Source organism: Agromyces badenianii (assembly GCF_003070885.1).
In the GTDB taxonomy this organism is placed as follows: Bacteria; Actinomycetota; Actinomycetes; order Actinomycetales; family Microbacteriaceae; genus Agromyces; species Agromyces badenianii.
In genome coordinates, this window is sequence record NZ_CP028913.1 from 1,105,416 (window position 1) to 1,130,413 (window position 24,998).

A 24,998-nucleotide genomic window follows, 5' to 3' on the forward strand; every position below is an offset into this window, starting at 1 on the left:
CACCGGTCATTCGCCGGCGGCGGACTCGCCTTCGTCGGCCAGGTCGACCCGGCGTTCCTCGTCGATGCCCGGTGTCTCGTCGGCGAGGCTGTCGTCGAGTGAACGTTCGTCGTCGTCGGCCACCTCATCGACCTCGTCGAACTCGGTGTCCTGTGCCACGGTGAATTCGTCATCGGGTGCGACGTCGTTCCCGGATCCTGCGCGATCGTCCATGAGGCAAGGGTAGGCCTGTCGCAGCGATCACGCACCGGGTTGACGCTAGACTGGGGTCGCGCACGGCGAATCCGTTCTTCGGCCGACCGCGTGAGCCAGGGCTCACGCGATGCTCGGTTCGGGATTCGTGCACCGCGCGCCACCGATTCGTTCGGGGCGACCGGGGCCTCGATCATCGGGTGATGTCGAGGGGTGTGCCGGATTCGGCCCAGATACTGGAGGACCATTGGCCCAGACGAGGCAGCGCCAGCGTACGCGATCACGCGACGATGACGCACCGATCATCCCGATCCTCGCACGCAAGGTGCGAGAGGTGGAGCAGAAGGCGCAGAAGGGCAAGCTCGGCCCCACGAACCGCACGAAGTTCCAGGTGATCGCGCTCCTCATGCGCGAGGAGCGCGCCCGCGTGAAGGCCGACACCGAGGTGTCGGATTCCGCACGGGCGGAGTTGCTCAAGCGTCTCGACGGCATCGCGCAGATCCTCGCGAAGACCGCCGCCCGCGACACCAGCCTCATCGCCCTGCTCGAGCCGGATGCCTCGATCTCGACGGTCGCGCAGCGGTTCCGCCGCGACTGGCTGCTGGAGTCCGGCGCCGAACTCTCGCCCGACGAGCTGATCATCACCCGCGAGCCCGAGGCCAAGCCCGAGCTCAGCGAGAATCAGGTGATCCCGGCATCCGTTCGCTCGCGTCAGCTCGCGAACCCCTTCCTCGCCCCCGACTTCTCCAAGCCGGTGGCGCCGGTGATGCCGGTGCGCCGGCTCGCGAACTGGGAGCTTCTCGGGCCGCTGTTCAAGTCGTTCGAGGTCGGCTCGGGCGGCCAGGCCGCCTCGATGGAGCTGCCCGAGGCGCCCAGGGTCGACCGGCTGTCGCCGCGCGGGCTCGAGCTCATGAAGCACCAGGCGCGCTTCATCGAGAGCGCCCGCGAGGGGCACCGCACCTTCCTGCTCGCCGACGAGCCGGGCCTCGGCAAGACGGCGCAGTCGGTGCTCGCGGCATCCGTCGCGGGCGCGTACCCGCTGCTGGCGATCGTGCCGAACGTCGTGAAGATGAACTGGGCCCGCGAGGTCGAGCGGTGGACCCCGCATCGTCGTGCGACCGTCATCCACGGCGACGGCGACACGCTCGACGCCTTCGCCGACGTCGTCATCGTCAACTACGACGTGCTCGACCGGCACATGGCGTGGCTGTCGACCCTCGGCTTCAAGGGAATGGTCGTCGACGAGGCGCACTTCATCAAGAACCTGCAGTCGCAGCGTTCGAAGAACGTGCTCGCCCTCGCCGACCGCATCCGCCGTGCCGCGCCCGGCGGCGACCCGCTGCTGCTCGCCCTCACGGGCACACCGCTCATCAACGACGTCGACGACTTCCGTGCCATCTGGAAGTTCCTCGGCTGGATCGAAGGCGACCGGCCCTCGCCCGAGCTGCTCGGCAAGCTCGAGGAGACCGGCCTGACCCCCGCCGACCCCGGCTTCTACAGTGCGGCCCGTCAGGCCGTCATCGATCTCGGCATCGTGCGCCGGCGCAAGGTCGACGTCGCCGCCGACCTGCCCGCCAAGCGCATCGCCGACCTGCCCGTCGAGCTCGACGACGAGCTCGGTCGATCGGTGCGCGCCGCGGAGCGCGAGCTGGGCAACCGTCTCGCTGGGCGGTTCCGTGCGCTCGTCGAGGCGCGCCACCTGCGGGTCGGCGACCTCGACGAGGAGCAGCGCGACCAGTTCATCCGCGCGGTCGCGAGTGCCGAGCTCGAGGAATCGAAGTCGACGAAGTCGGGCGAGAACGTCTTCACGATGGTGCGCCGCATCGGCCAGGCGAAGGCCGGCCTCGCGGCCGACTACGCCGCCCAGCTCGCCCGCTCGGTCGGCAAGGTCGTCTTCTTCGCCAAGCACATCGATGTCATGGACCAGGCCGAGGCCGCCTTCGCCGCCCGCGAGCTGCGCACCGTGTCGCTCCGCGGCGACCAGACGGCGCTGCAACGCCAGGCCGCGATCGACGCCTTCAACAACGACCCCGAGGTCGCCGTCGCCGTATGCTCGCTCACTGCGGCGGGTGTCGGCGTGAACCTGCAGGCCGCGTCGAACGTCGTGCTCGCCGAGCTCAGCTGGACTGCCGCCGAGCAGACCCAGGCGATCGACCGCGTGCACCGCATCGGCCAAGACGAGCCCGTCACCGCGTGGCGCATCATCGCCGCGCACACGATCGACGCCCGCATCGCCGAGCTGATCGACTCGAAGCAGGGTCTCGCGGCGCGCGCGCTCGACGGCAGCGATGTCGAGCCCGGCTCGGCCGATTCGGTGCAGCTCGACGCGCTGCAGCACCTGCTGCGGCAGGCGCTCGACGGTGCGCTCTAGCCCGACGCGTCCGGCGGAACGAGTTTCGCTAGACTTCCCGAAGTCGTGCCCCGATGAAGCGGCTCCCGCGACGTCTTCCCACTGCAAGGAGTCCCACGAGCCATGAAGATCGGCATTCTTACGTCGGGCGGCGACTGCCCCGGCCTCAACTCCGTCATCCGCGGTGCGGTGCTGAAGGGCGTCATCTCGCACGAGGCCGAGTTCGTCGGGTTCCGCTGGGGCTGGAAGGGCGTCGTCGAGGCCGACATCATGCCGATCACCCGGCATGACGTGCGCGGTCTCGCCAAGCAGGGCGGCACGATCCTCGGATCGAGCCGCACCAACCCGTTCGAGGGCGAGGGCGGGGGCCCCGAGAACATCCAGCGCATGCTCGACGAGCACGGCATCGACGCGATCATCGCGATCGGCGGCGAGGGCACCCTGACGGCGGCGCGCCGCCTGCACGACGAGGGCGGCATCAACGTCGTCGGCGTGCCGAAGACCATCGACAACGACCTCGCAGCGACCGACTACTCGTTCGGATTCGACACCGCGGTCGAGATCGCCACCGAGGCGATCGACCGCCTGCGCACCACCGCCGACTCCCACGGCCGCTGCATGGTGCTCGAGGTCATGGGCCGCCACGTCGGCTGGATCGCCCTGCACTCCGGCATGGCCGGCGGCGCCCACGCGATCCTCATCCCCGAGCAGCCGCAGTCGATCGAGCAGATCTGCGAGTGGGTCGAATCGGTGCGCGATCGCGGCCGGGCGCCGCTCGTCGTCGTCGCCGAGGGGTTCACGCTGCCGGGCATGAACGAGGCGCACTCGCACAAGGGCCTCGATGCGTTCAACCGGCCCAGGCTCGGCGGCATCTCCGAGCAGCTCGCCCCGATGATCGAGGAGCGCACGGGCATCGAGTCGCGGGCGACCGTGCTCGGCCACATCCAGCGCGGCGGCGCCCCGTCGGCATACGATCGCGTGCTCGCCACCCGACTCGGCATGGCCGCCGTCGACGCCGTCTACGACCAGGCGTGGGGGTCGATGGTGACCCTTCGCGGCACCGACATCCGCACCGTCTCGATCGCCGACGCGGTCGGCACCCTCAACCGGGTGCCGCAGTCGCGCTACGACGAGGCGAGGATCCTCTTCGGCTGAGCATGTCACTGCCCCAGGTGTGCGTCTGCTACCTCCTGCGCGAGCACGGCGGGCGCACCGAGGTGCTGCTCGGCCGCAAGAAGCACGGCCTCGGCATGGGCTACTTCGTCGCGCCCGGGGGCAAGCTCGAGCCGGGCGAGTCGGCGACGGATGCCGCGGTGCGCGAGGTCTTCGAGGAATCCGGCCTCTCCGTGGCCGCCGCCGACCTCGAGCCGCGCGGAGTGCTGAGCTACCTCTTCCCGCACCGCGAGTCATGGAGCCAGGAGTCGAACGTCTTCGTCTGCCGTCGCTGGACGGGCGTGCCCGAGGCATCCGACGAACTCGATCCCGAGTGGTTCGACGTGCGCGAGGTTCCGCTCGGCCAGATGTGGGATGACGCGAGCAGATGGCTCCCCGAGGTGCTCTCGGGCGGCCGGGTGCGACGCACGTTCGTGTTCGGTCCCGACCTCGCCACGGTGGTGGAGGAGCGTAGTTCGGTCGCGTAGTATCGACGGGTGCACGGCGAACGCAGCTTCTGCAAGGCACTTCCCATGAACATCTGGTGACAGTTCATTCCCACAGCTTGGGCATCACCGATCCCAGAGAAAGACGCCGGTGGATCTCACCCTCATCGTCGTGCTGGTCATCGTACTGGCGCTCTTCTTCGACTTCACCAACGGATTCCACGACACCGCCAACGCCATGGCCACTCCCATCGCCACGGGAGCGCTCAAGCCGAAGGTCGCCGTCGGACTCGCCGCGATCTTGAACCTCATCGGCGCATTCCTCTCGACCGAGGTGGCCAAGACCATCTCGGGCGGCATCATCAAAGAGGGCGACGGGGGAGTGCTGATCACCCCCGAGCTCATCTTCGCGGGGCTCATCGGCGCGATCGTGTGGAACATGATCACCTGGCTGCTCGGCCTGCCCTCCTCATCGAGCCACGCGCTCTTCGGCGGCCTGATCGGCGCGGCGCTCGTCGGGTTCGGCGTCGGCGCGATCGACTTCGCCGTCGTGCTGTCGAAGGTCATCCTGCCCGCGCTGCTGGCGCCGCTCACCGCCGGACTCATCGCCTTCACCGCGACGAAACTCGCCTACGCGATCACCCGCCGCTACGACGGCAAGCCCGACGGCCGTGACGGCTTCCGGCACGCCCAGGTGTTCTCCTCCTCTCTCGTCGCGCTCGCGCACGGCACCAACGACGCGCAGAAGACGATGGGCGTCATCACGCTCACCCTCGTCGCCGCGGGGCTGCAGCCGGCGGGCGGCGAAGTGCCGTGGTGGGTCATCGTGACCTGCGCCATCGCGATCGCGCTCGGCACCTACATGGGCGGCTGGCGCATCATCAAGACGCTCGGCACCGGGCTCACCGATGTGAAGCCCGCGCAGGGCTTCGCCGCCGAGACGGCCACGGCCGCGACGATCCTCGCGTCGAGCCACGTGGGCTTCGCGCTGTCGACCACGCAGGTCGCCTCTGGGTCGGTCATCGGCTCGGGGCTCGGCCGTCGCGGCTCGAAGGTGCGCTGGCGCACGGCCGGCCGCATCGGCGTCGGCTGGCTCCTGACCCTGCCCGCCGCCGGCGGCGTCGGCGCCCTCGCCGCGTTCGTCGCCCACCTCGGCGTCGTCGGCATCATCATCGACGCCATCATCGGCGTCGCCGTCATCGCCGGCATCTTCCTCTGGTCGCGTCGCAACGAGGTCTCCCACCACAACGTGGTGAGCGAAGTGGCCCACTCCGGCCGCGCCGTCAAGATCAAACGCAACCCGAAGCCGAAGAAGAAGGTGGCCTCGTGATCGACTGGCTCGCGTTCCTGCTCGTCTTCGTCTCGGCGCTCGTCGGCACCGTCGTCGTCGTCTCCTCGTATTCGCTCGGCGTGCGACTGCTCACGATCTCGGGCCGCACGCCCATCGTGACCCCCGCCGAGTTCACCGACGCGATCACCGTGGTGACGCCCGCCGAGATCCGCCAGGCTGAGAAGCGGGCGGCCAAGGCGGCGAGGAAGAGCCCGTTGAGCGAGAGTCAGAAGCGAGCTGCGCTCGTCGGCGCGTGGGCGTGCTTCACCCTCAGCGGCATCGCCGTGATCTTCGGCATCTACTTGATCGTCGGCGAGCACCTCATCAAGATCTTCAGCTGAACGAAGACCAGTCCACCCGTCGCGCCGTGCCCGGCGCGTCCCTCATCGAAGGTTCCCGGATGACCACTGAAACGACTCACCAGACCGCCCCGCAGAGCGAGCAGCCCGCCGAGCCCGTCAAACCCGCCAATCCCGTCGATCGATTCTTCGAGATCACCAAGCGCGGCTCCAGCGTCGCCACCGAGGTGCGCGGCGGCATCGTCACCTTCGTGACGATGGCCTACATCGTGATCCTCAACCCGATCATCCTTTCGGCGGGCGTCGACATCGACGGCGACCAGCTCGGATTCGCCCAGGTCTCCGCCGTCACGGGCCTCACCGCCGGCGTCATGACGATCCTCTTCGGCCTCGTGGCACGACTGCCGTTCGGCTTCGCCGCGGGCCTCGGCATCAACTCCTTCCTCGCGGTGTCGGTCGTGGGGCAGGTCACCTGGCCCGAGGCCATGGGGCTCGTGGTCATCAACGGACTCATCATCGTGCTGCTCGCCGCCACCGGGCTGCGGCGGCTGATCTTCGACGCCGTGCCGATCCAGCTGAAGATCGCGATCACGGTCGGCATCGGTCTCTTCATCGCCTTCATCGGATTCGTCGACGCCGGGTTCGTGACGGCGACGGGTGCGAGTTCGCCGCCGGTGGGCCTCGGCATCGACGGATCCGTCAGCACCGTGCCGACGCTCATCTTCGTCTTCACCCTGCTGCTCACGGCGATCCTCGTCGCGCGCAAGGTCAAGGGCGGCATCCTCATCGGCCTCGTCTCCGGCACGGTCGTCGCAGTCGTCGTCGAGGCGATCTGGAACATCGGCCCGAAGTTCGCCGGTGACGAGGTCAACCCGGGCGGCTGGGGGCTCTCGGTGCCGGAGCTGCCCGCGCAGTGGGTGAGCCTGCCCGACCTCTCGCTCGTCGGTCAGGTCTCGTTCGGCAGCTTCGAGCGCATCGGCGCGCTCGCCGCCCTGATGCTCGTCTTCACGCTCGTCTTCACGAACTTCTTCGACGCCATGGGCACCATGACCGGTCTCTCGAAGGAAGCGGCGCTCGCCGATGAGCGGGGCGACTTCCCGCGCCTGAAGTCGGCGCTGGTCGTCGAGGGCGTCGGCGCCGTCGCCGGCGGCTTCGCCTCATCGTCGTCGAACACGGTCTTCATCGAGTCGGGAGCCGGCATCGGTGAGGGCGCTCGCACCGGCCTCGCGAACGTCGTCACAGGCGTGCTGTTCCTGGTCGCGATGTTCTTCACCCCGCTCGTCTCGATCGTGCCGACCGAGGTCGCGGCGGCCGCGCTCGTCATCGTCGGTGCGCTCATGATGGCGCAGATCCGCTCGATCGACTTCAGCGAGTTCTCGGTGCTCGTGCCGGTCTTCCTCACCGTCACGGTCATGCCGCTCACGTACTCGATCGCCAACGGCATCGGGGCGGGCTTCATCGCCTGGGTCGTGATCCGTTCACTGTCGGGCAAGGCCCGCCAGATCAGCCCGCTGCTCTGGGTCGTCGCAGCAGGCTTCCTGGTCTACTTCGCCCGCGGCCCGGTCGAAGCACTGCTCGGCGGCTGATCACCGCGTGAACGACGGATGCCCCGGAGCCGATCGGCCCCGGGGCATCCGTCGTTCGTGGTCGCGTCAGCTCGTGCCGCGCGCCTTGGCGATGCCGTTCATGAGGTGGTAGATCACGATCGCCGCGATCGTGCCGAGCGCGATGCCGTTGAACGAGACCCCGCCGATCGCGAAGGTGAAGTCCGCGATGCCGATGATGAGCGCCGTGGCCGCCGTGAACTGGTTGACAGGCTTCGAGAAATCGACCTTGTTGTCGAGCCAGATCTTCACGCCGATGATGCCGATGAGGCCGTAGAGCGCCGTCGTGACGCCGCCGAGCACGCCCGCGGGGATCGTGTTGATGACCTCGCCGAACTTGGGGGAGAGGCCGAGCAGCACAGCCACGATGCCGGCGACCCAGTACGCCGCGGTCGAGTAGATGCGCGTCGCGGCCATGACGCCGATGTTCTCGCCGTAGGTCGTCGTGCCCGAGCCGCCGAAGAAGCCCGCGACGGTGGTGGCGAGCCCGTCGGCGAAGAGCGCCCGCCCGGTCGACTTGTTGACCGAGGGGTCGGTCATCTGCGCGACACCCTTGATGTGGCCGACGTTCTCGGCGATGAGCACGAGCACGACCGGCAGGAACGCGGGGAGGAAGCCCCACACGGCGGCGTCGGCGAAGGGATTCGCGGCCAGGTGGAAGGTCGGCAGACCGACCCAGGCGGCCTCTTCGATGCGGGCGAAGTCGATCTCGCCCTGGATCGCGGCGGCGAGGTAGCCGATCACGACGCCGACGAGGATCGACATGCGCCCGAGGATGCCGCGGAACGCGACGCTCGCGATGATCACGGCGAGCAGCGTGATGAGCGCGGTGAGCGGCGCCGCCATGAAGTTGTTCTTCGCGGCGGGCGCGAGGTTGAACCCGATGAGGGCGACGATCGCACCGGCGACGACGGGCGGCATGAGCACGTCGATCCAGCGCGTGCCAACCCACTGCACGAGGACACCCACGAGGGCGAGCAGCACGCCCATCACGACGATGCCGAAGAGCGCCGCCCCCATCGGATCGGCGATGCCCTTCGCGCCCATCGCGGCGCTGATCGGCGCGATGAACGCGAACGAGGAGCCGAGGTAGCTCGGCACCCGGTTCTTCGTGATGACGAGGAAGAGGATCGTGCCGAGGCCCGAGAAGAACAGGGTCGTCGCGGGCGGGAACCCCGTGAGGATCGGCACGAGGAAGGTCGCGCCGAACATGGCGACGACGTGCTGGGCGCCGAGACCGATCGTGCGCGGCCAGCTGAGGCGCTCGCCGGGGGCGACGACCTCGCCCGGGTCGACGTTCTTGCCGTCGCCGTGGAGGGTCCAGGGCAGGGTCATGCTGCTCCGTTCAGGAGGAGGGGGCGGGGGATCCTTCAGATCGTAGCTGCTCCGAGAACCCGCAGACGTGCGCGGGACGACCGCCGCGCAGAGGTGTGCAGGCCCGCCGAGGGATCGGGGGGATAGCCCCATGTCGCCGGCTTCGGGCCATCCGTAGCGTGGAAGCACACCCACGAACAGGAGCAGCACACCATGACCACCCTCACCGACTCCGCAACCCAGGCGCCGTTCACGGAGCCGAACCCGTACGCCACGCCGGCGGCCGAGAACCGCGGCTTCAGCATCTCGAGCCTCGTGCTCGGCCTCGTCTCCATCGTCGCGAGCTACACCTTCTTCGTGCCCGCGATCGGACTCGTGCTCGGCATCATGGCCCTCAACCGCGAGCCAGCGGCGCGAACGATGGCGATCTGGGGCATCGTGCTGAACGCCGTCATGCTCGCGGGCGCCGTGCTGGCCACCCTCGGATTCCTCGTCTTCGGGCTGGCCATGCTGCCCTTCGCGTTCCTCTGAGCACGAGCACCGCGCGGAGAGCGCGAGAGCTACGCGGAGAACCCTCGAAGGAGCGCTTCGGTGCCCTCGAGATGGCTCAGCGCCGCCTCGGGGTCTGCGAGAGCTCGTTGCGCAGCACCACGGTGCGCGGCGGGCCGCCCTCGCCCGCGATGCGACCGAGCAGCATCGACGCGGCGGTCCTGCCCATCGCGCGTGCCGGCACATGCACGACGGTCATGCCGGCGGGGGCGAACGCGGCGAAGGGCAGATCGCCGAACGCCGCGAAGCCGAACGACTCGGGCGTGAGCCCGGCGGAGTAGAGCGCTTGAAGGGCGCCGACGCTCATGAGGTTGTTCGCCACGAAGACGGCGTCAGGTGGTTCTGGCAGCGCGAGCAGAGCCTGCATCGCGGCGCGACCGCCGTCGACGCGATAGTCGGCGGGGGCGAGCAATCGCTCGTCGACCACGAGTCCGCCCGCTCGCAGGGCGTCGCGCCAGCCGTCGGTGCGGTGCTGGGCGGTCTCGACATCACTCGGGCCGGTGATGCATCCGATCCTCGTGAAGCCGTGCGCCACGAGCGCGGCCGTCGCGGCCGCACCGCCGGCGCGGTTGTCGACCATGACGGCGTCGATGTCGAGCCCGTGCGGGCCGCGGTCGACGGCCACCACGGGGCGCGAGCGGGAGAGCAGCGGATGCAGGTCGCTGTCGTCGCTCGCCGCGGCGATGATGACGCCGGCCATGTTCTCGAGCACCGCGATGTCGATGTACTTCGCCTCTTTCGCGACGTCTTCGTCGGAATTGCAGAGCACGACCGAGTACCCGGCCGCACGTGCCGCGTCTTCGACGCCGCGCGCGAGCGAGGTGAAGAAGGGGTTCTCGATATCGGGGATGATGAGGGCGATCACCTCGCTGAGCCGGCGGCGCAGCGTGCGGGCCGCGCGGTTCGGCGTGTACGCCAGGTGGTCGGCGGCGTCGCGCACGAGTTTCGCCTTCTCGGCCGAGACGCTCGTGCCGTTGAAGACTCGTGAAACGGTCGCCGGCGACACCCCGGCGAGGCGCGCGACCTCGTAGATGGTGGCCACGTCATCCCCCGTTCTGCATGTCGACCCGGTTCGTTCACCGCCGGCGGCTCTCCCTGCTGTGAACCCTACTTCGCTGAAATCGATTGCATGGGGCAGGCGGACGGCGTCGTCGAAAGCTCTCGCCGTATTTCGCGGAAAGACGCCTCGCCGTCGGACGGCGCGTGTTCGACCAGTCGGCGATGCGAAAGCGATTTCGTCTGTGCTCGCGAATCAGGCATCGCCATGCCCGTGCATCGCCGGAAGTCGCGCCCGAAATCGATTGCGGCGCGCGCGGCCCGAATCCGGGAACGGCGTGCCGCAGAGCGAGGCCGAACTCGAGACGATCCGATCGATGACGACCCGGGAACGGACGGATCGCGTCCGTGGCGGGTCGTTCGCGGCGATAAGCTCGATGGTGAGATCGAGCGCGGTGAACCCCCGCGCTGACCCATGGCGATGGAGCCGGCTGCGGTGGCGGCGACGCCCACTCGAGCACGACTCCGTGGAGGAAGAGATGCACGAGCCCGAGATCACCGACGACACGTACACCGACCCGACGCTCGTCACCGTCGGGGTGACCGGCGCACAGCCGCCGACTCGCACCGAGACCGACTCGCTCGGCTCGGTCGAGGTGCCGGCCGATGCGTACTGGGGCGTGCACACGATGCGCGCGCTCGAGAACTTTCCGATCTCGAAGCGCCCGATCTCGGTCTACCCCGACCTCATCGTCGCGCTCGCCTCGGTCAAGCAGGCCGCCGCCCGAGCCAACCGCGAGGTCGGAGTGCTCACCGAGCAGAAGGCCGCTCTGATCGACGAGGCCTGCCAGCGCATCATCGACGGCGAGCTGCACGACGAGTTCGTGGTCGGCGTGATCCAGGGCGGGGCCGGCACCTCGACGAACATGAACGCCAACGAGGTCATCGCCAACCTCGCTCTCGAGATCGCCGGCTACCCCAAGGGCCGCTACGACGTGCTGCACCCGATCGACGATGTCAATCGCAGCCAGTCGACGAATGACACCTACCCGACCGCGCTCAAGCTCGCGATGACCTTCTCGCTGACCACGATGCTGCGCGAGCTCGACCTGCTGCGCGTCTCGTTCGGCCGCAAGGGCCACGAGTTCCACGAGGTGCTCAAGGTCGGTCGCACCCAGTTGCAGGACGCCGTGCCGATGACGCTCGGGCAGGAGTTCCACGGCTTCGCGACGACCCTCGGCGAAGACCACGAGCGACTCAGCGAGACCATCAAGCTGCTGTCGGAGGTCAACCTCGGAGCGACCGCGATCGGCACCGGCATCACCGCGGATCCCGGCTATGCCGCGGCCGCCGTGCGGCACCTCAGCGCGATCACCGGTCTACCCCTCGAGTCGGCACCCGACCTGATCGAGGCGACGAGCGACACCGGCGTGTTCATGACGTTCTCGAGCGCGCTGAAGCGCAGCGCGATCAAGCTCTCGAAGATCTGCAACGACCTGCGCCTGCTGTCGTCGGGGCCCCAGGCCGGATTCGGCGAGATCAACCTGCCGCCGCGACAGGCCGGGTCGAGCATCATGCCCGGCAAGGTGAACCCCGTCATTCCCGAGGCGGTCAGCCAGGTCGCCTACGCGGTGGCCGGGGCGGATGTCACGGTGATGATGGCGGCCGAGAGCGGCCAGTTGCAGTTGAACGCGTTCGAACCGGTCATCGCGCACTCGCTGCTGCAGTCGATCACGTGGATGCGACAGGCGTGCTGGACCCTGCGGGTCAACTGCGTCGACGGCATCACGCCGAACTACGAGCGGCTCGGCGCCATGGTCGCCTCGAGCGTCGGTGTCATCACGGCGCTCATCCCGTTCATCGGCTACACCGAGGCATCCACGATCGCCAAGCTCGCGCTGAAGACGGGCCGACCCGTCGCCGATCTCGTCGTCGAGGCGAATCTCATGAGCCGGGAGGCCGTGATCGCCCAGTTGCAGCCCTCGAAGCTCTCGGGCATTCGTCCGATCACGATGGCGATCCCGCTCATCGACCTGCAGGGTGAGCCGTCGGAGTGAAGCTCGCGCGACGCGCGGTGCCCGGCTACGCCGGGCGCCGCGCGGTCGGCAGGCTCAGACGACCCGGCAGTGGGTCGTCAGCGAGCCGATGCCCTCGATCGTCACGGTGACGGTCGAGCCGTCGCACAGGAAGACCTGCGGGTTGCGAGAGTAGCCCGCGCCGCCGGGGCTGCCGGTGGAGATGAGCGTGCCGGCCGGGATCGTCGCCGAGCGCGAGAGGTACGAGATGATCTCGGCGACCCCGCGCACCATCTCGCTGGTCGAGGCGTCTTGCAGGATGCGGCCGTCGAGGTTCGTGGTGAGCCACAGGTCTTGCGGGTCGGCGACCTCGTCGGCGGTCACGACGACCGGGCCCGTGGGGGTGAAGCCGTCGAACGACTTGCAGCGCGACCACTGCGCCTCGCTGAACTGCAGGTCGCGGGCCGTGATGTCGTTGACGACGGTGTAACCCCACACGTGGTCGAGGGCGTCGCGCACGTGCACGTCGCGGGCGGTCCGGCCGATGATGACGCCGAGTTCAGCCTCGTAGTCGACCTGCGTGGTGAGGTCTTCGGGCCAGGTCGTGGTGGCTCCGTGGCCGGTCAGGGAGTTCGGCCAGAGCGAGAAGATCGTCATCGCCGTCTCGGAGCGGAGCTTCAGCTCTGAGGCGTGCGCGGCGTAGTTCGCACCGATTGCGATGACCTGCGCAGGGCGCAGCACGGCCGAGGAGTGCCGCAGGTCGGCCACGGGTGCCAGCTCAGCGCCGAGCGCGACCGCCGAGTCGACGACCTCCCGAACCTCGCTGAGGCCCTCGGGCCCGCGCTCGATGAGGTCTTGCAGGTCGCGGGGCGGGCGCTCCATGAACTCGTCGAGGAAGATCGCGGACTCGGCGATGACCGCCGCGAGTCGAGGGGTGGTCTGGCCTTCGACTCTCAGGTGCGCGAACTTCACGTCTTCAGGCTATCGGGCGCCACGGCGAACACCCTGTGCACGATGTACAACGAACGTCGCCGACTGCACCGCCCCGTCGACAAACGAGTGCCTGGGGCGTCAGGTCGACGCCGGCCGGAGGTGGGGTGATCGCGCGGGAGGACGGTTCTCGCGTCGGAGGCACCGGATCCGCGTCCTCCGACGCGAGAACCGTCCTCCGGCGCGACGACCTCGGAGGGCTGAGAGCAGCCAGTGCTCGACGCCGCTGACGGTCGTCGTGGAGGTCGGCGACGAACGACATGGCCTCGAACAGCAAGTGCGGTTCGTCGAGCACGCGGATCACCTCGAGCGCCTCGACGGACTCGCGAAGCGAGGAGCGCGAGAGGCCGAGCCGTTCGCTCAGCTCCTTCGCTGGAGGCAGCCGGTCACTAGACGCGAGCGCGCCGGGCCAGACATCAGACCTTCGTGCCGGCGGCGCGCCAGAGATGCATCGAGGCGTAGCTGCGCCAGGGCGCCCACCGCCCGCCTCGGTGCGCGAGCTCGGTCGCGGTCGACGGCAGCGCCAGCCGCTCAGCGCCGTTGCGGAGCGCCAGATCGCCCGTGAGCAGCACGTCGGGCGCCCTGGTCACCCGCATCGCGACATACCCGGCCGTCCACGGGCCGATGCCGGGCACGGCGAGGAGCTCGGCCTGCAACTCGTGGCGCTCGCGCTCGGCCGCGACGACGAGGGCGCCCGTCTCGAGCCGGGCAGCGACGTCGAGGATGGTGCGCACGCGCGCCACGGGCCCCTTCAGCACCGCGCGACCATGCTCTGCGATCGCCGCCGCCGACGGGAAGAGCACCGACGGTGCGCCGTCGTCGTGCGGCACGACGCGCTCGCCGAGCTCGGCCGCGAGCCGTGCGAGCGAGGTGCGTGCCGCCTTCACCGACACCTGCTGCCCGACGAGCGCGCGGAACACGAGTTCGTGCGGATCGAGGCATCCTGGCACCCGGATGCCCGGAGTCTCGGCGACGGATGCCGCGAGCGCCGGGTCGCGGGCGAGCACGGCGTCGATGGCGACCGCATCGGCGTCGAGGTCGAAGAGCCGCCGAACGCGCGCCACGAGCGGGGGCAGGTCGGCGAGGGTGGCGAGGCGGGCCTCGACGTCGATGGCGGGCGCCGCGGCATCGCCTGTGGCGGCGAAGGCGACGACGGCCGTTCCGCCGGGCAGCCGCAGCGTGCGCTCGTAGCGGTCGTCGCCGGCCCGCTCGACACCGTCGAGGGCGCGGGCTGCGAGCCAGGCGAAGACGCCCGCGGCATCGAACGGCGGCCGCGCGGGCAGGCGCAAGCGCACGACTCCGCCCACGGCAGGGGCGTCGGGAACGTCGGGAACGTCGGGCAGGCTCGAGGTCGGCGCCGCGGACGCACGCGACGGACCCCGCTCGCGCTCGCGCACCCGGGCTGCGGCCCGCAACTCGAGCGGGCTGCGCTCGTAGACCTCGCGGATCGTGTCGTTGAACTGTCGGATGCTGCCGAAACCCGAGGCGAATGCCACGTCGGCCGCCGGCAGCCCGGTCGAGGTGAGCAGCGCCCTCGCCGTCTGGGCGCGATGCGCGCGGGCCAGGGCGAGCGGACCTGCGCCGAGTTCGGCCGTGAGCACACGCGTGAGGTGACGCGGCGTGTAGCCGAGACGTGCCGCGAGCCCGGGCACGCCCTCGCGCTCGACGACGCCGTCGGCGATGAGTCGCATCGCCCGGGCGGCGAGGTCGTCGCGCAGGTCCCACTGCGGCGAGCCCGGCACGGCGTCGGGCAGGCAGCGCTTGCACGCCCGGAGTCCGGCCTCGTGCGCGGCGGCGGCCGTGAGGTAGAAGCTGACGTTGCCGGGCTTCGGCGCGACCGCCGGGCAACTCGGGCGGCAGTAGATGCCGGTGGAGTGGACGCCCGTGATGAACTGGCCGTCGAAGCGGGCGTCTCGAGCCTGCATCGCCCGGTAACGCTCGGCGAACTCGGGGTCGTCGAGCGGATCGCTCGGTCGTCGACGGGTGCTCGCGGTCGTGGTCATGTGCCCAGCCTCGCACGCCGTACCGACATCGACCAGCGGAAATCGGACACGAGCGGCGCCCGCTTAGAGTGGAGGGATGCCGCACGCTGTCGTGACCCTTCTGCAAGACGCTCTCGGGGCCGCCGTCTCGATCGAGCCGGCCGATCTCGAAGCCTCCCGAGAAGACCGATCCGGGTGGCGGAGCGCCACCGCGCCGCTCGCTGTCGTGCACGCGACATCCATCGACGAGGTGCAGGCGGTCATGCGCATCGCCCACGACACGGCGACGCCGGTCGTGCCGCGCGGCGCCGGCACGGGCCTCGCCGGGGGCGCCATCGCCAGCCCCGGCGCGATCGTGCTCGACCTGTCCCGCATGAACCGGGTGCTCGAGATCTCCGAGGCCGATGAGCTCGCCGTGGTCGAGCCCGGGGTGCTCAACGGCGCGCTGAACGACGCCCTCGCCGAGCGCGGGCTCTGGTTCGCGCCCGATCCCGCGAGCCGCGCGATCTCCACGATCGGTGGCAACATCGCCACGAACGCCGGCGGCTTGCTCTGCGCGAAGTACGGGGTGACCCGCGAGGCCGTGCTCGGACTCGCCGTGGTGCTCGCCGACGGCCGGCTCCTGCGCACCGGGCACCGCACCGTGAAGGGGGTCACCGGCTACGACCTCACCGCGTTGTTCACCGGCTCCGAGGGCACGCTCGGCGTCATCGTCGAGGCGACCGTGCGGCTGCAGCCGATCATCCCCGGTGCGACCGTCACCGTCGCCGCGGTGTTCCCCGACATCGAGGCGGCGGCCGCGGCATCCGCTGCCGTCACCGCAGCTCGGCTGAGACCGGCCGTGCTCGAACTCATCGATGCCGCGGGGCTGGCCCGCGTGGCGGCCTTCCTCGGTGCCGACGAACTCGCCGGCACGCCGCTCGAGTCGCTCGCGCCGCACGAATCGTTCCTGCTGGCGCAGTGCGACGATGCGGGCGCCGCCGACGAGGCCGCCGAGATCGCTCGCCTCTTCGCCGCCGCGGGCGGGCGCACGACCCTGTCGACGGATGCCGCGACGGGCGAGCGTCTGCTCGGCATCCGCCGGGCCGTGCATCCCGCGTTCGCCGCATCGGGCCAGGTGCTCATCGAAGACGTGGCGGTGCCTCGCTCGCGGCTGCCCGAGATGTTCCGGGCGATCGAGGAGATCGGCCGGCGCCACGGCATCGAGATCCCGACCATCGCGCACGCCGGCGACGGCAACCTGCACCCGAACTTCGCGTTCTCGGGCGACGAGGTGCCGGCGCACGTCTGGGCGGCCGCCGATGACATGTTCCGCGCGGCGGTCGCACTCGGGGGCACGCTCACGGGGGAGCACGGCGTCGGCATCCTGAAGCGACGCTGGCTCGCCGCTGAGCTCGGCGACGACTCGTTCGAGCTGCAGCACGGCATCAAGGCGCTCTTCGATCCGACCGGCATCCTGAACCCCGGTGTCATGTTCGAGTCGTCGGCAGCCCCTGCTCGATAGGCTGCCCGGGTGACCTCCGTGTCCCCGAATCCGAGCTCGAATCCGACCCCGAACCCGTCGCCGGCGCCGCCGATCTGGAACGCCCCGCCGACGGCGCGCCGGGGCGGATTGGTGTTCGCGATCATCGGCATCGTCGTCGCCGGCCTGGTCGGGCTCCTCGTCGTCGCCTACCTCGCGAGCGGGCTGGGGGTGCCGACGCTGCTCATCGGCTCGCTGCTCGCACTCGTGCCGCTCGCCCTCGTGCTGCTCGCGGTGCGCTGGGTCGACCGCTGGGAGCCGGAGCCTCGCTGGGCGCTCTGGTTCGCGTTCCTCTGGGGCGCTGCCGTCTCCGTTGCGATCGCCCTGGTCGTCGACCTGGGGCTCCAGCTCGCGATGGCCTTCGCCGAGCCCGGGGGCACTCCCGATGAGGCGTTGCAGGCGGTCGTGCAGGCGCCGATCGTCGAAGAGCTCGCGAAGGGCATCGGCGTGCTCCTGATCTTCGCGTTCTCTCGCTCGCACTTCGACGGCCCGGTCGATGGGCTCGTCTACGCGGCCACGGTCGCGGCCGGTTTCGCGTTCACCGAGAACGTGCTCTATTTCGGTGCGGCACTCGCCGAAGGGGGTGCCGAGACCCTCGGTGCCACGTTCGTCGTGCGCGGCCTGTTCTCGCCGTTCGCGCACGTGCTCTTCACCGCATGCACCGGGCTCGCGATCGGCATCGGCGCGCGCCGCGGCGGGGGAGCGGGGGTCATCGGCTGGTTCCTCCTCGGCCTCCTCGGCGCGGTGCTGCTGCACGCGCTCTGGAACGGCTCGCTCGCATTCGCCGACGACGCCATCGGGCTGTACTTCACCGTGCAGGTGCCGATCTTCATCGCCGCGATCCTCCTCACCGTGCTGCTCCGCCGCCAGGAGGAGCGCGTCACGCGGGCGCGCCTCGCGGAGTACGGCGCTGCGGGCTGGTTCAGCCCGGCCGAAGTGGAGATGCTCGCGACGCAGGCAGGGCGCAGGCAGGCCCGCGCGTGGGCCCGCGCGCAGACGCCGCCCCGCACCGCGATCATGCGCCGGCTCATCGCCGATGCCACGCACCTCGCGTTCACGAGACAGCGGCTGTTGTCGGGGCGCAGCGGGCCGCAGGCCGCCGTCGACGAGCACGCACTGCTCCAGGCGGTCGTCGCCGATCGGGCCGAGCTCCTCCGCTGATCCGGAGAGGTGCGAGCCGTGAACCGGACAACACCGGGCGACGGATCGTGCATTCGACCGGGCTTCGCCAGTAAACACGCGCTCTACTAGGATGGCGATAATCCGGACTCGCCGGCGATCGGAGACGGCATGAACGTGCCGCAGCACCCGCAGCACGAACTGCGTGATCAGCTCCTGCGTGCGCAGCAGTCGGCGATCGCCACCGGCACCGTCCCGCCCGTGCTGCGCCCGGTCATCCGGGAGTCGTGGGAACGCGCCATCCGCGGCTCGATCGACCCCGACCGGGCCCTGCCGAGCCTCGAGCTCGACGAGGACGCCTTCCGCGAATACCGTGCCGCCCATGCGCTCGCGCCCGTGCTGCCGGTCATCCGCCGCCTCCTCGTCGACGGGGCGGATGACGCCGGGCTCGTGGTCGCGGTGGGCGACTCGCGAGGTCGGCTGCTGTGGGTCGAAGGCGACGCGGGCCTGCGCCGTCGTGCGGAGGACATGCTGTTCGTCGCGGGAGCCGACTGGTCGGAAGCGCGCGTCGGCACGAGCGCCCCGGGCACCGCCCTCCAGCTCGACCGTGCGATGCAGATCCGGGGGGCCGAGCACTACAACCGCATCGCGCACCCGTGGAGTTGCACGGCCGCGCCCGTGCACGACCCCGTCGATGGTGCGCTGCTCGGCGTCATCGACATCACGGGCACCGATCACGCCGTGGCCCCGCACACGCTCTCGCTCGTCTCGGCGACGGTCGCCGCAGTCGAGGCGGAGCTGCGCATCGTGAGCCTCGAATCCACCGTCCGGGCCGCCCGTCGCACGTCCCGGACGACGGCGATGCCCACCGCGAAGCCGGTCCGCACCCCGCTCAGCGTGCTCGGCGGGCGCCGGCCGCAACTCGGCTCCCGGGAGCTGAGCCGGCGTCACGCCGAGATCCTGGTGCTGCTGGCCTGGCACCGGCAGGGGCTCGGCGCCGAGCGGCTCGCATCGCTCGTCTACGAGTCGGATGCCTCGCCCGTCACCCTGCGCGCCGAGATCGTGCGGCTGCGCCGCGTGCTCGAGGCCGCCGGGGAACCGCCGCTGGAGTCGCGCCCGTACCGGCTCGGCCGCGAGCTCGACCTCGATGCGGCATCCGTCGCGAAGCTGCTCGGACAGGGTGCGCTGCGTCGCGCCGCCGAGCGGTACGCGGGCCCGGTGCTGCCCGATTCGACGGCTCCGGGCGTCGTCGAGCTCCGCGACGACCTCGCGGGGCGGCTCCGCGAGTCGATGCTGTCGGATGCCTCGCCGGAACTGCTGCTCGCCTACGCCGACCGCGACGAATGCCGGTACGACACGGAGGTCTGGCGGGCGCTCCTCGGCATCCTCCCGCCGCGCTCGCCACGGCGGGCCTCGGTCGTCGCCCACCTCGAACGCATCGAGTCCGCGCTGCGCTGAGCCGCGGCATCCGCGTTGCAACCCGACTGCAACGTTCGGGCAACCCTGCCGCAACCCCCGCGCGCCTACCGTGACGATCGCCCCTCAACGGGGATGACGACGACGTCACGAGGAGACACGATGACCGTGTATGCCGCGCCCGGCACCGCCGGCGCATTGATCGAGTTCAAGCCCCGCTACGAGCACTTCATCGGGGGAGAGTGGGTGAAGCCGAAGGAAGGTGCCTACTTCGAGAACATCTCGCCGGTGAACGGCAAGCCGTTCACCGAGGTCGCCCGCGGCACCGCGGCGGACATCGACGCCGCCCTCGACGCCGCCCACGCCGCGGCGCCCGCCTGGGGGCGCACGAGCGCTGCGCACCGCGCCGGAATCCTGAACGCCGTCGCCGACCGCATCGACCAGAACCTCGAACTGCTCGCGGTCACCGAGACGTGGGACAACGGCAAATCGATCCGCGAGCCGCTGAACGCCGATCTGCCGCTCGCGAGCGACCACTTCCGCTACTTCGCGAGCCTCATCCGCGCGCAGGAGGGCAGCTTCACGCAGCTCGACGAGGACACCGTCGCCTACCACTTCACCGAGCCGCTCGGCGTCGTCGGCCAGATCATCCCGTGGAACTTCCCGATTCTCATGGCTTCGTGGAAGCTCGCGCCCGCCCTCGCCGCCGGCAACTGCGTAGTGCTGAAGCCGGCGGAGCAGACGCCGACATCGATCCTCGTGCTCGCCGAGCTCATCGCCGACCTGCTGCCCGCCGGCGTGCTCAACATCGTCAACGGATTCGGCGTCGAGGCCGGCAAGCCGCTCGCATCGTCGAACCGCATCCGCAAGATCGCGTTCACGGGCGAGACCTCGACCGGCCGGCTGATTCTGCAGTACGCGTCGAACAACATCATCCCGTCGACCGTCGAGCTCGGCGGCAAGAGCCCGAACCTCGTGTTCGAGTCGGTCGCCGACCGTCGCGACGGCTTCTACGAGAAGACCCTCGAGGGCTTCAGCCTCTTCGCGTTCAACCAGGGCGAAGTCTGCACCTGCCCGAGCCGCTCTCTCATCCAGAAGTCGATCTACGACACGTTCCTCGACGACGCGATCGAGCGCACGAAGCTCGCGAAGCAGGGCAACCCGCTCGACACCGAGACGCAGGTCGGCGCACAGGCGTCGAACGAGCAGCTCGAGAAGATCCTCGGATATATCGACATCGGCAAGGAGGAGGGCGCGAAGCTGCTGCTCGGCGGCGATCGCGTCGACCTCGGCGGCGACCTCAGCGGGGGCTACTACGTGGCACCGACGATCTTCGAGGGCGAGAACCGCATGCGGCTCTTCCAGGAGGAGATCTTCGGGCCGGTCGTCGCGGTCACGAGCTTCCAGGACTACGACGAGGCGATCTCGATCGCGAACGACACGCCCTTCGGGCTCGGCGCCGGCGTCTGGAGCCGCAACGGCAACGAGGCCTACCGCGCCGGTCGTGACATCCAGGCCGGTCGCGTGTGGGTGAACAACTACCACGCCTATCCGGCGGGGGCGGCATTCGGCGGCTACAAGTCGTCGGGCATCGGCAGGGAGAACAACAAGCTGGCGCTCGACCACTACCAGCAGACGAAGAACCTGCTCGTCAGCTACAGCGAGAACCCGCTCGGGTTGTTCTGATCGAGAGCTGGAGATGTCTGTCGTCGAATTGGCCCGCCGCATCGCCGGCTCGGCCATGCCCGCCGGGGAGGCGCCGCTCGTCATGAGTACGAAGCGGTTCGCCCACCGGCGGCACACAGAACTGGTCGTGGACGTCGTGCCCGGCCGGGGGAGCGGATTCTCAGTCGAAGCACCGGGGGGCTGCGCTTACTGATCCGCTCCCGGCTCACGGGGGGATGAGCCGCGGGGTCGGTGCCGCTGGGGGCGGTGCCGACTCCGCAAATCACGCGGCACGCGCCGCGCGCGGCGTGTGCCGCGTGCGCGTTGCCGGTCGCGGGCGGTTTGCACCCCCCGTGCCCCGACACGAAGAAACTCGCCGCCCTGTGGTGTGGCACTGCCGACATCTCTACCAGGCGGCGAGTTCTCGAATTCCAGACTGCAACGTGTTCGCAGTCAGCGCAAGGGCCGGGTGGACGGTTGTCCGCGATTGCGGCTGCGCCGCGAACCTGTTTGGCTTGACGCATGACCGATACGAACAGCAAGCCCGAGATCGACGCCCCCGAGGGTCCGGCTCCCGTCGACCTGGTGATCGAAGACCTCGTCGTGGGCGACGGCGCCGAGGCGCAGCCCGGCTCGACGGTCGACGTGCACTACCTCGGCGTCGAATACGACAGCGGCGAGGAGTTCGACTCCTCGTGGGGTCGTGGCCAGTCGATCAACTTCCCGCTCCAGGCGCTCATCAGCGGCTGGCAGGAGGGCATCCCCGGCATGAAGGTCGGCGGCCGGCGCAAGCTCACCGTGCCCCCGCAGAAGGCCTACGGCCCCGCCGGCGGCGGCCACCAGCTCTCGGGCAAGACGCTCATCTTCGTGATCGACCTGCTCGGCGTGAGCTGAGTCCCGACATACGCAGCGAAGGCCGCCGGCTCGTGCCGGCGGCCTTCTCGCGTTTCCGGCCGGATAGCATCGAGGCACCCGACCGAGAGGCACGACGACGTGACCGAACCGATTGCCGCCATTCCCGCCCCGCTCCAGGCTCGCCGCCGCGTGCTGTCGGCGTTCGCGCCCTACCTCCTGCTCTCGGCGGCCCATCTCGTGTTCCAGTACGTCGGACCGGCCTGGACCGACACGGCGACCAAGGCGTTGCTCATGCCCGCCCTGCTCTTCGCGGTGCTGGTCGCGGCACCGTCGTTCCGCGGCGCTCTCGTGCTGCTCAGTGCGGGCATCGTGTTCTCGTGGGGCGGCGACGTGCTGCTGACCTTCCGCGGCGACGGATGGTTCGTTGCCGGCCTCTGCTCGTTCCTCCTCGCGCACGTCGCCTACATCGTGCTCTTCCTCCGGATGCCTCGTGCCCGGCGCCGGCCCCCGCTCTGGTCGTACCTCTACTGGGCGTGGATGATCGTGCTCCTCGGCCTGCTGCTGCCCCATGCCGGCGTGCTCGCCGCGCCGATCGTGCTGTACGCGGCCATCATCGGCACGATGGCGATGTCGGCCTCGATGCACGGCGGCTGGATCGCGCTCGGAGGCGCGCTGTTCGTCGTGTCGGACTCGGTGCTCGCGCTCGGCCGGTTCCTGCCGGGCTACGAGTTCTTCGGGCATGACTTCGCGGTCATGTCGACCTACCTCGCCGCCCAGGGCCTCATCGCGTGGGGCGTCGTGTCGGCGTCGGGCGCTGCCCGGGCCGCTCGGGCTCGGATCGCTCCTGCACGAGATCGACGAGTTTCCGCCACGGCCCCGTGAGTTGACGTTCGGCGAGCGTCGCCTCGTGCGGCTCGCACCGGATGCGGTACACGAATCGGTCGGGCTCGGGCGGCACGGGCGGTGGCGCGGTCCACGGGATCTCCTCGATCAGGAGATACCAGTCGGCGGAGTCGGGCTGCTCGTCGACCCGCACGTGCCAGGTCAGGCGCAGGCCGGCCAGCCCACCTGATCGCGACACGATGACGTCCATGCCCGCGATGCTACTCCGGGCGGCGTGCCGCAGACAGGCACGGGGCGCCGCCGCAGACCGGCACGGCCCACCGCTGCCGCTCTGGGGCCGGGATGTCGCCGCGGCTCACGGCGCCGCGGGAGGAACCTCGATGCCCACCGCCGACCAGCCGCGGGCGACCGCGCGAACCTCGTCGCTGTCGCGGCCGTAGCGCTCCTGCGCGGCACGCACGGTCTCGGCCGCGAACCGGGCGAAGTCGGCGTCTGCGGGCAAGCGCCCCGAGGTGAGCACGTCGTACCAGATGCGGCCGACGTGCTCCCACGCGAAGCCGCCCAGCTCGACGGCCGCGAGAGCGAACGCCCGGTTGGGAATGCCCGAGTTCAGGTGCACGCCGCCGTTGTCGTCGTTCGTCTCGATGTAGTCGCGCATGTGGCCGGGCTGCGGATCGCGCCCGAGCACGTCGTCGTCGTAGGCGGTGCCGGGCTCGAGCATCGACCGCAGGGCCCGCCCCTGCACCTCATCGGTGAAGATGCCCTCGCCGATGAGCCAGCTCGCGGCGGCGGCGTCTTGGCCGAGCGAGTACTGCTCGACGAGCGCGCCGAACGCGTCGGAGACGTGCTCGTTGAGCGCCCCCGATTGACCCCGGTAGCGCAGCTTCGCCGTGTGCTCGATGACGCCGTGCGTGAGCTCGTGGCCGATCACGCTCAGCGAGTCGGTGAACCCGCGGAAGACCTCGCCGTCGCCGTCGCCGAACACCATGCGCTCGCCGTCCCAGAAGGCGTTGTCGTAGCGGTCGCCGAAGTGCACGGTGGCCTCTAGGGGCATGCCGGCGCCGTCGATCGAGTCGCGGCCGAAGACCCGGTCGAACATGCGGTGCGTGTCACCCAGCCCGTCATACGCGTCGTCGACGGCCTCGTCGCCCGTGGCGCGCTCGCCCTCGCGGCGCACGAGCCGGCCGGGCAGCACCTCGCGGCCCTCGGCATCGGAGATGCGGCGGTCGGGGTGCGACGGGGCGTCGGGCAGCACGCTCGGAAGTTCGGGCAGCGCCTCGGTGCCGAGGCGCGCCGAGGGTGCACGCAACAGCGCGCGCCGCGCGGCCTCGGCAGCGAGCGGGAACCGCGGACCGGCGGCTTGGGCGATGCGGTCGAGCAGGTAGGGGGGCACGATCTGCTGCATGGCTCGATGCTCCCATCTGCCGATGACATTGGCGGGGCGCCGCGCCATAGGCTGGAGGGGTGACCACCACCCCACTCCTCGGTCTGCTGCTCGATGTCGACGGCCCCATCGCGAGCCCCGTCACCCGGTCGATCGCGATCCCGTCGATCGCCCGCGACCTCGCGGCGCTCGCGAACGCCGGCAACCCCGTGATCTTCAACACGGGCCGCTCCGACGCGTTCATCGCCGAGCAGGTCGTGCCGCCGCTGCTCGCCGCGGGCCTCGAGCCGGGCGCGCCCGTCTGGGCGATCTGCGAGAAGGGCGCGGTCTGGGCCGAGATCGACCGCGACGGGCTGGGCGAGGTGTTCGTCGACCTCGACCTCGCGATGCCCGCCGACTTCGCCGCCGACATGCGCGCCTACGTCGAGGCGCACTTCGACGAGTTCGGGTTCTTCGACGGCACGAAGCGCGCCATGGTCTCGGTCGAGCAGCACGTGCACTTGGCATCCGATGCCTATCTCGCAGCCCGGCCGCGCTTCGACGCGCACGCGCACGAGACGCTCGCCTCGCGCGGGTTCGGCACGGTCCGCGAGGGCGATGAACGACCGGATGCCGCCGGGCGCGTGCACTGGCGCATCGACCCGACGATCATCTCGACCGACGTCGAGTCGGTGCGGCTCGGCAAAGACCTGGGCGCCGAGCGCGCCGTCGAGCTGCTCGCCCAACGCGGCATCCGCCCGCAGCACTGGCGCACGATGGGCGACTCGCGCGGCGACTACCGCATGGCCGACTGGCTGGCCGAGCGCGGCGAGAGCGTGCGCCATGTCGACGTGCGCCCGGCCGAGGGCATTCCGGCGACCGCGTATCGGGTGCTCACCGCCGCAGACCTCATCCACGACGAGGCCGGTGCCGTGTTCCTCTCCCGATGGGTCAGGGCCTCGCGTCGCGGCGAGCTCGGAGACGACGACTGAGGAG

The 24,998-nt window shown here is 70.3% G+C and carries 22 protein-coding genes and 2 pseudogenes; 16 read left to right on the forward strand and 8 right to left on the reverse strand.

The genetic code is table 11. The features are described from left to right. Positions 1-6: 6 nt before the first annotated feature. On the reverse strand, positions 7-213 hold the full coding sequence (locus tag DCE93_RS05245; protein WP_108594955.1) for a hypothetical protein: 207 nt from the start codon (positions 211-213) through the stop codon (positions 7-9). 226 nt (positions 214-439) lie between these two features. Here DCE93_RS05245 and DCE93_RS05250 point away from each other — a divergent pair, with 226 nt between their 5' ends. The 6 genes from DCE93_RS05250 (at position 440) to DCE93_RS05275 (ending at position 7,355) form a co-directional block, all read left to right on the forward strand. Further along, positions 440-2,563, forward strand: a complete 2,124-nt coding sequence (locus tag DCE93_RS05250) for a DEAD/DEAH box helicase (protein ID WP_235825361.1) — start codon at positions 440-442, stop codon at positions 2,561-2,563. 102 nt (positions 2,564-2,665) lie between these two features. Next, positions 2,666-3,697 (forward strand): 6-phosphofructokinase, encoded by a 1,032-nt coding sequence (locus DCE93_RS05255; protein ID WP_108594957.1) that lies wholly within the window; start codon positions 2,666-2,668, stop codon positions 3,695-3,697. 2 nt (positions 3,698-3,699) lie between these two features. Beyond that, the gene (locus DCE93_RS05260; RefSeq protein WP_108594958.1) at positions 3,700-4,182 is read left to right on the forward strand and encodes an 8-oxo-dGTP diphosphatase; all 483 of its coding nucleotides are present in this window, start codon (positions 3,700-3,702) and stop codon (positions 4,180-4,182) included. Positions 4,183-4,291: 109 nt separating this feature from the next. Continuing rightward, the gene (locus tag DCE93_RS05265) at positions 4,292-5,470 is read left to right on the forward strand and encodes an inorganic phosphate transporter (RefSeq protein ID WP_108594959.1); all 1,179 of its coding nucleotides are present in this window, start codon (positions 4,292-4,294) and stop codon (positions 5,468-5,470) included. Further along, on the forward strand, positions 5,467-5,811 hold the full coding sequence (locus DCE93_RS05270; RefSeq protein ID WP_108594960.1) for a peptidase: 345 nt from the start codon (positions 5,467-5,469) through the stop codon (positions 5,809-5,811). Before DCE93_RS05265 ends, DCE93_RS05270 begins: the two co-directional genes overlap by 4 nt. A gap of 59 nt (positions 5,812-5,870) precedes the next feature. Continuing rightward, positions 5,871-7,355: an NCS2 family permease gene (locus DCE93_RS05275; RefSeq protein WP_108594961.1), complete on the forward strand. Its 1,485-nt coding sequence runs from the start codon at positions 5,871-5,873 to the stop codon at positions 7,353-7,355. A 66-nt stretch (positions 7,356-7,421) separates the two neighbouring features. Here DCE93_RS05275 and DCE93_RS05280 read toward each other — a convergent pair whose 3' ends face one another. Then, a complete protein-coding gene (locus DCE93_RS05280; protein WP_108594962.1) occupies positions 7,422-8,708 on the reverse strand; it encodes a uracil-xanthine permease family protein in 1,287 nt (428 codons plus the stop codon). A 192-nt stretch (positions 8,709-8,900) separates the two neighbouring features. Between DCE93_RS05280 and DCE93_RS05285 the strand changes: the two genes are divergently transcribed. Then, a complete protein-coding gene (locus tag DCE93_RS05285; protein ID WP_108594963.1) occupies positions 8,901-9,218 on the forward strand; it encodes a DUF4190 domain-containing protein in 318 nt (105 codons plus the stop codon). A gap of 76 nt (positions 9,219-9,294) precedes the next feature. On the opposite strand, the gene DCE93_RS05290 is transcribed toward DCE93_RS05285, so the two are convergent. Further along, positions 9,295-10,278 (reverse strand): LacI family DNA-binding transcriptional regulator, encoded by a 984-nt coding sequence (locus tag DCE93_RS05290; protein WP_108594964.1) that lies wholly within the window; start codon positions 10,276-10,278, stop codon positions 9,295-9,297. A 493-nt stretch (positions 10,279-10,771) separates the two neighbouring features. Here DCE93_RS05290 and DCE93_RS05295 point away from each other — a divergent pair, with 493 nt between their 5' ends. After that, complete coding sequence (locus DCE93_RS05295) at positions 10,772-12,289, forward strand: aspartate ammonia-lyase (RefSeq protein ID WP_108596605.1); 1,518 nt, start codon at positions 10,772-10,774, stop codon at positions 12,287-12,289. 54 nt (positions 12,290-12,343) lie between these two features. Here DCE93_RS05295 and DCE93_RS05300 read toward each other — a convergent pair whose 3' ends face one another. The 3 genes and pseudogenes from DCE93_RS05300 to DCE93_RS05310 form a co-directional block, all read right to left on the reverse strand. Then, positions 12,344-13,219, reverse strand: coding sequence for a fumarylacetoacetate hydrolase family protein (locus DCE93_RS05300; RefSeq protein WP_235825362.1), 876 nt, complete (start codon positions 13,217-13,219; stop codon positions 12,344-12,346). Between the two features lie 247 nt (positions 13,220-13,466). Further along, a pseudogene (locus DCE93_RS05305) lies at positions 13,467-13,685 on the reverse strand (GntR family transcriptional regulator); the annotation flags it as partial. Further along, entirely contained in the window at positions 13,654-15,240 is a 1,587-nt protein-coding gene (locus tag DCE93_RS05310) for a DNA-3-methyladenine glycosylase 2 family protein (protein ID WP_108594965.1), read from the reverse strand. The pseudogene DCE93_RS05305 and the gene DCE93_RS05310, both read right to left, overlap by 32 nt. A 76-nt stretch (positions 15,241-15,316) precedes the next feature. On the opposite strand from DCE93_RS05310, the gene DCE93_RS05315 reads away from it, so the two are divergent. The 7 genes and pseudogenes from DCE93_RS05315 to DCE93_RS05345 all read left to right on the forward strand — a co-directional run bounded on the left by DCE93_RS05315 (position 15,317) and on the right by DCE93_RS05345 (position 22,678). After that, entirely contained in the window at positions 15,317-16,723 is a 1,407-nt protein-coding gene (locus DCE93_RS05315) for an FAD-binding oxidoreductase (RefSeq protein ID WP_108594966.1), read from the forward strand. Positions 16,724-16,732: 9 nt separating this feature from the next. Further along, positions 16,733-17,902: a PrsW family intramembrane metalloprotease gene (locus tag DCE93_RS05320; protein ID WP_244284245.1), complete on the forward strand. Its 1,170-nt coding sequence runs from the start codon at positions 16,733-16,735 to the stop codon at positions 17,900-17,902. A 129-nt stretch (positions 17,903-18,031) separates the two neighbouring features. Then, positions 18,032-19,318 carry a GAF domain-containing protein gene (locus tag DCE93_RS05325; protein ID WP_108594967.1) on the forward strand — a complete coding sequence of 429 codons (1,287 nt, stop codon included), beginning with the start codon at positions 18,032-18,034 and terminating at the stop codon, positions 19,316-19,318. Positions 19,319-19,438: 120 nt separating this feature from the next. Beyond that, the gene (gene exaC / locus DCE93_RS05330) at positions 19,439-20,962 is read left to right on the forward strand and encodes an acetaldehyde dehydrogenase ExaC (RefSeq protein ID WP_108596608.1); all 1,524 of its coding nucleotides are present in this window, start codon (positions 19,439-19,441) and stop codon (positions 20,960-20,962) included. A gap of 112 nt (positions 20,963-21,074) precedes the next feature. Beyond that, positions 21,075-21,181: pseudogene (locus tag DCE93_RS14760) on the forward strand (DUF779 domain-containing protein); the annotation flags it as partial. A gap of 282 nt (positions 21,182-21,463) precedes the next feature. Next, positions 21,464-21,835 carry an FKBP-type peptidyl-prolyl cis-trans isomerase gene (locus DCE93_RS05340; RefSeq protein WP_108594968.1) on the forward strand — a complete coding sequence of 124 codons (372 nt, stop codon included), beginning with the start codon at positions 21,464-21,466 and terminating at the stop codon, positions 21,833-21,835. Between the two features lie 99 nt (positions 21,836-21,934). Beyond that, positions 21,935-22,678 (forward strand): lysoplasmalogenase, encoded by a 744-nt coding sequence (locus DCE93_RS05345; protein ID WP_108594969.1) that lies wholly within the window; start codon positions 21,935-21,937, stop codon positions 22,676-22,678. On the opposite strand, the gene DCE93_RS14980 is transcribed toward DCE93_RS05345, so the two are convergent. Both DCE93_RS14980 and DCE93_RS05355 read right to left on the reverse strand, forming a co-directional pair. Next, on the reverse strand, positions 22,578-22,889 hold the full coding sequence (locus tag DCE93_RS14980; protein ID WP_338065496.1) for a protealysin inhibitor emfourin: 312 nt from the start codon (positions 22,887-22,889) through the stop codon (positions 22,578-22,580). The two genes, DCE93_RS05345 and DCE93_RS14980, sit on opposite strands and share 101 nt — an antisense overlap. A gap of 105 nt (positions 22,890-22,994) precedes the next feature. Then, the gene (locus DCE93_RS05355) at positions 22,995-24,044 is read right to left on the reverse strand and encodes a M4 family metallopeptidase (RefSeq protein ID WP_108594971.1); all 1,050 of its coding nucleotides are present in this window, start codon (positions 24,042-24,044) and stop codon (positions 22,995-22,997) included. A gap of 59 nt (positions 24,045-24,103) precedes the next feature. On the opposite strand from DCE93_RS05355, the gene DCE93_RS05360 reads away from it, so the two are divergent. Then, the gene (locus DCE93_RS05360) at positions 24,104-24,994 is read left to right on the forward strand and encodes a hypothetical protein (protein WP_108594972.1); all 891 of its coding nucleotides are present in this window, start codon (positions 24,104-24,106) and stop codon (positions 24,992-24,994) included. The last annotated feature ends 4 nt before the right edge of the window (positions 24,995-24,998 follow it).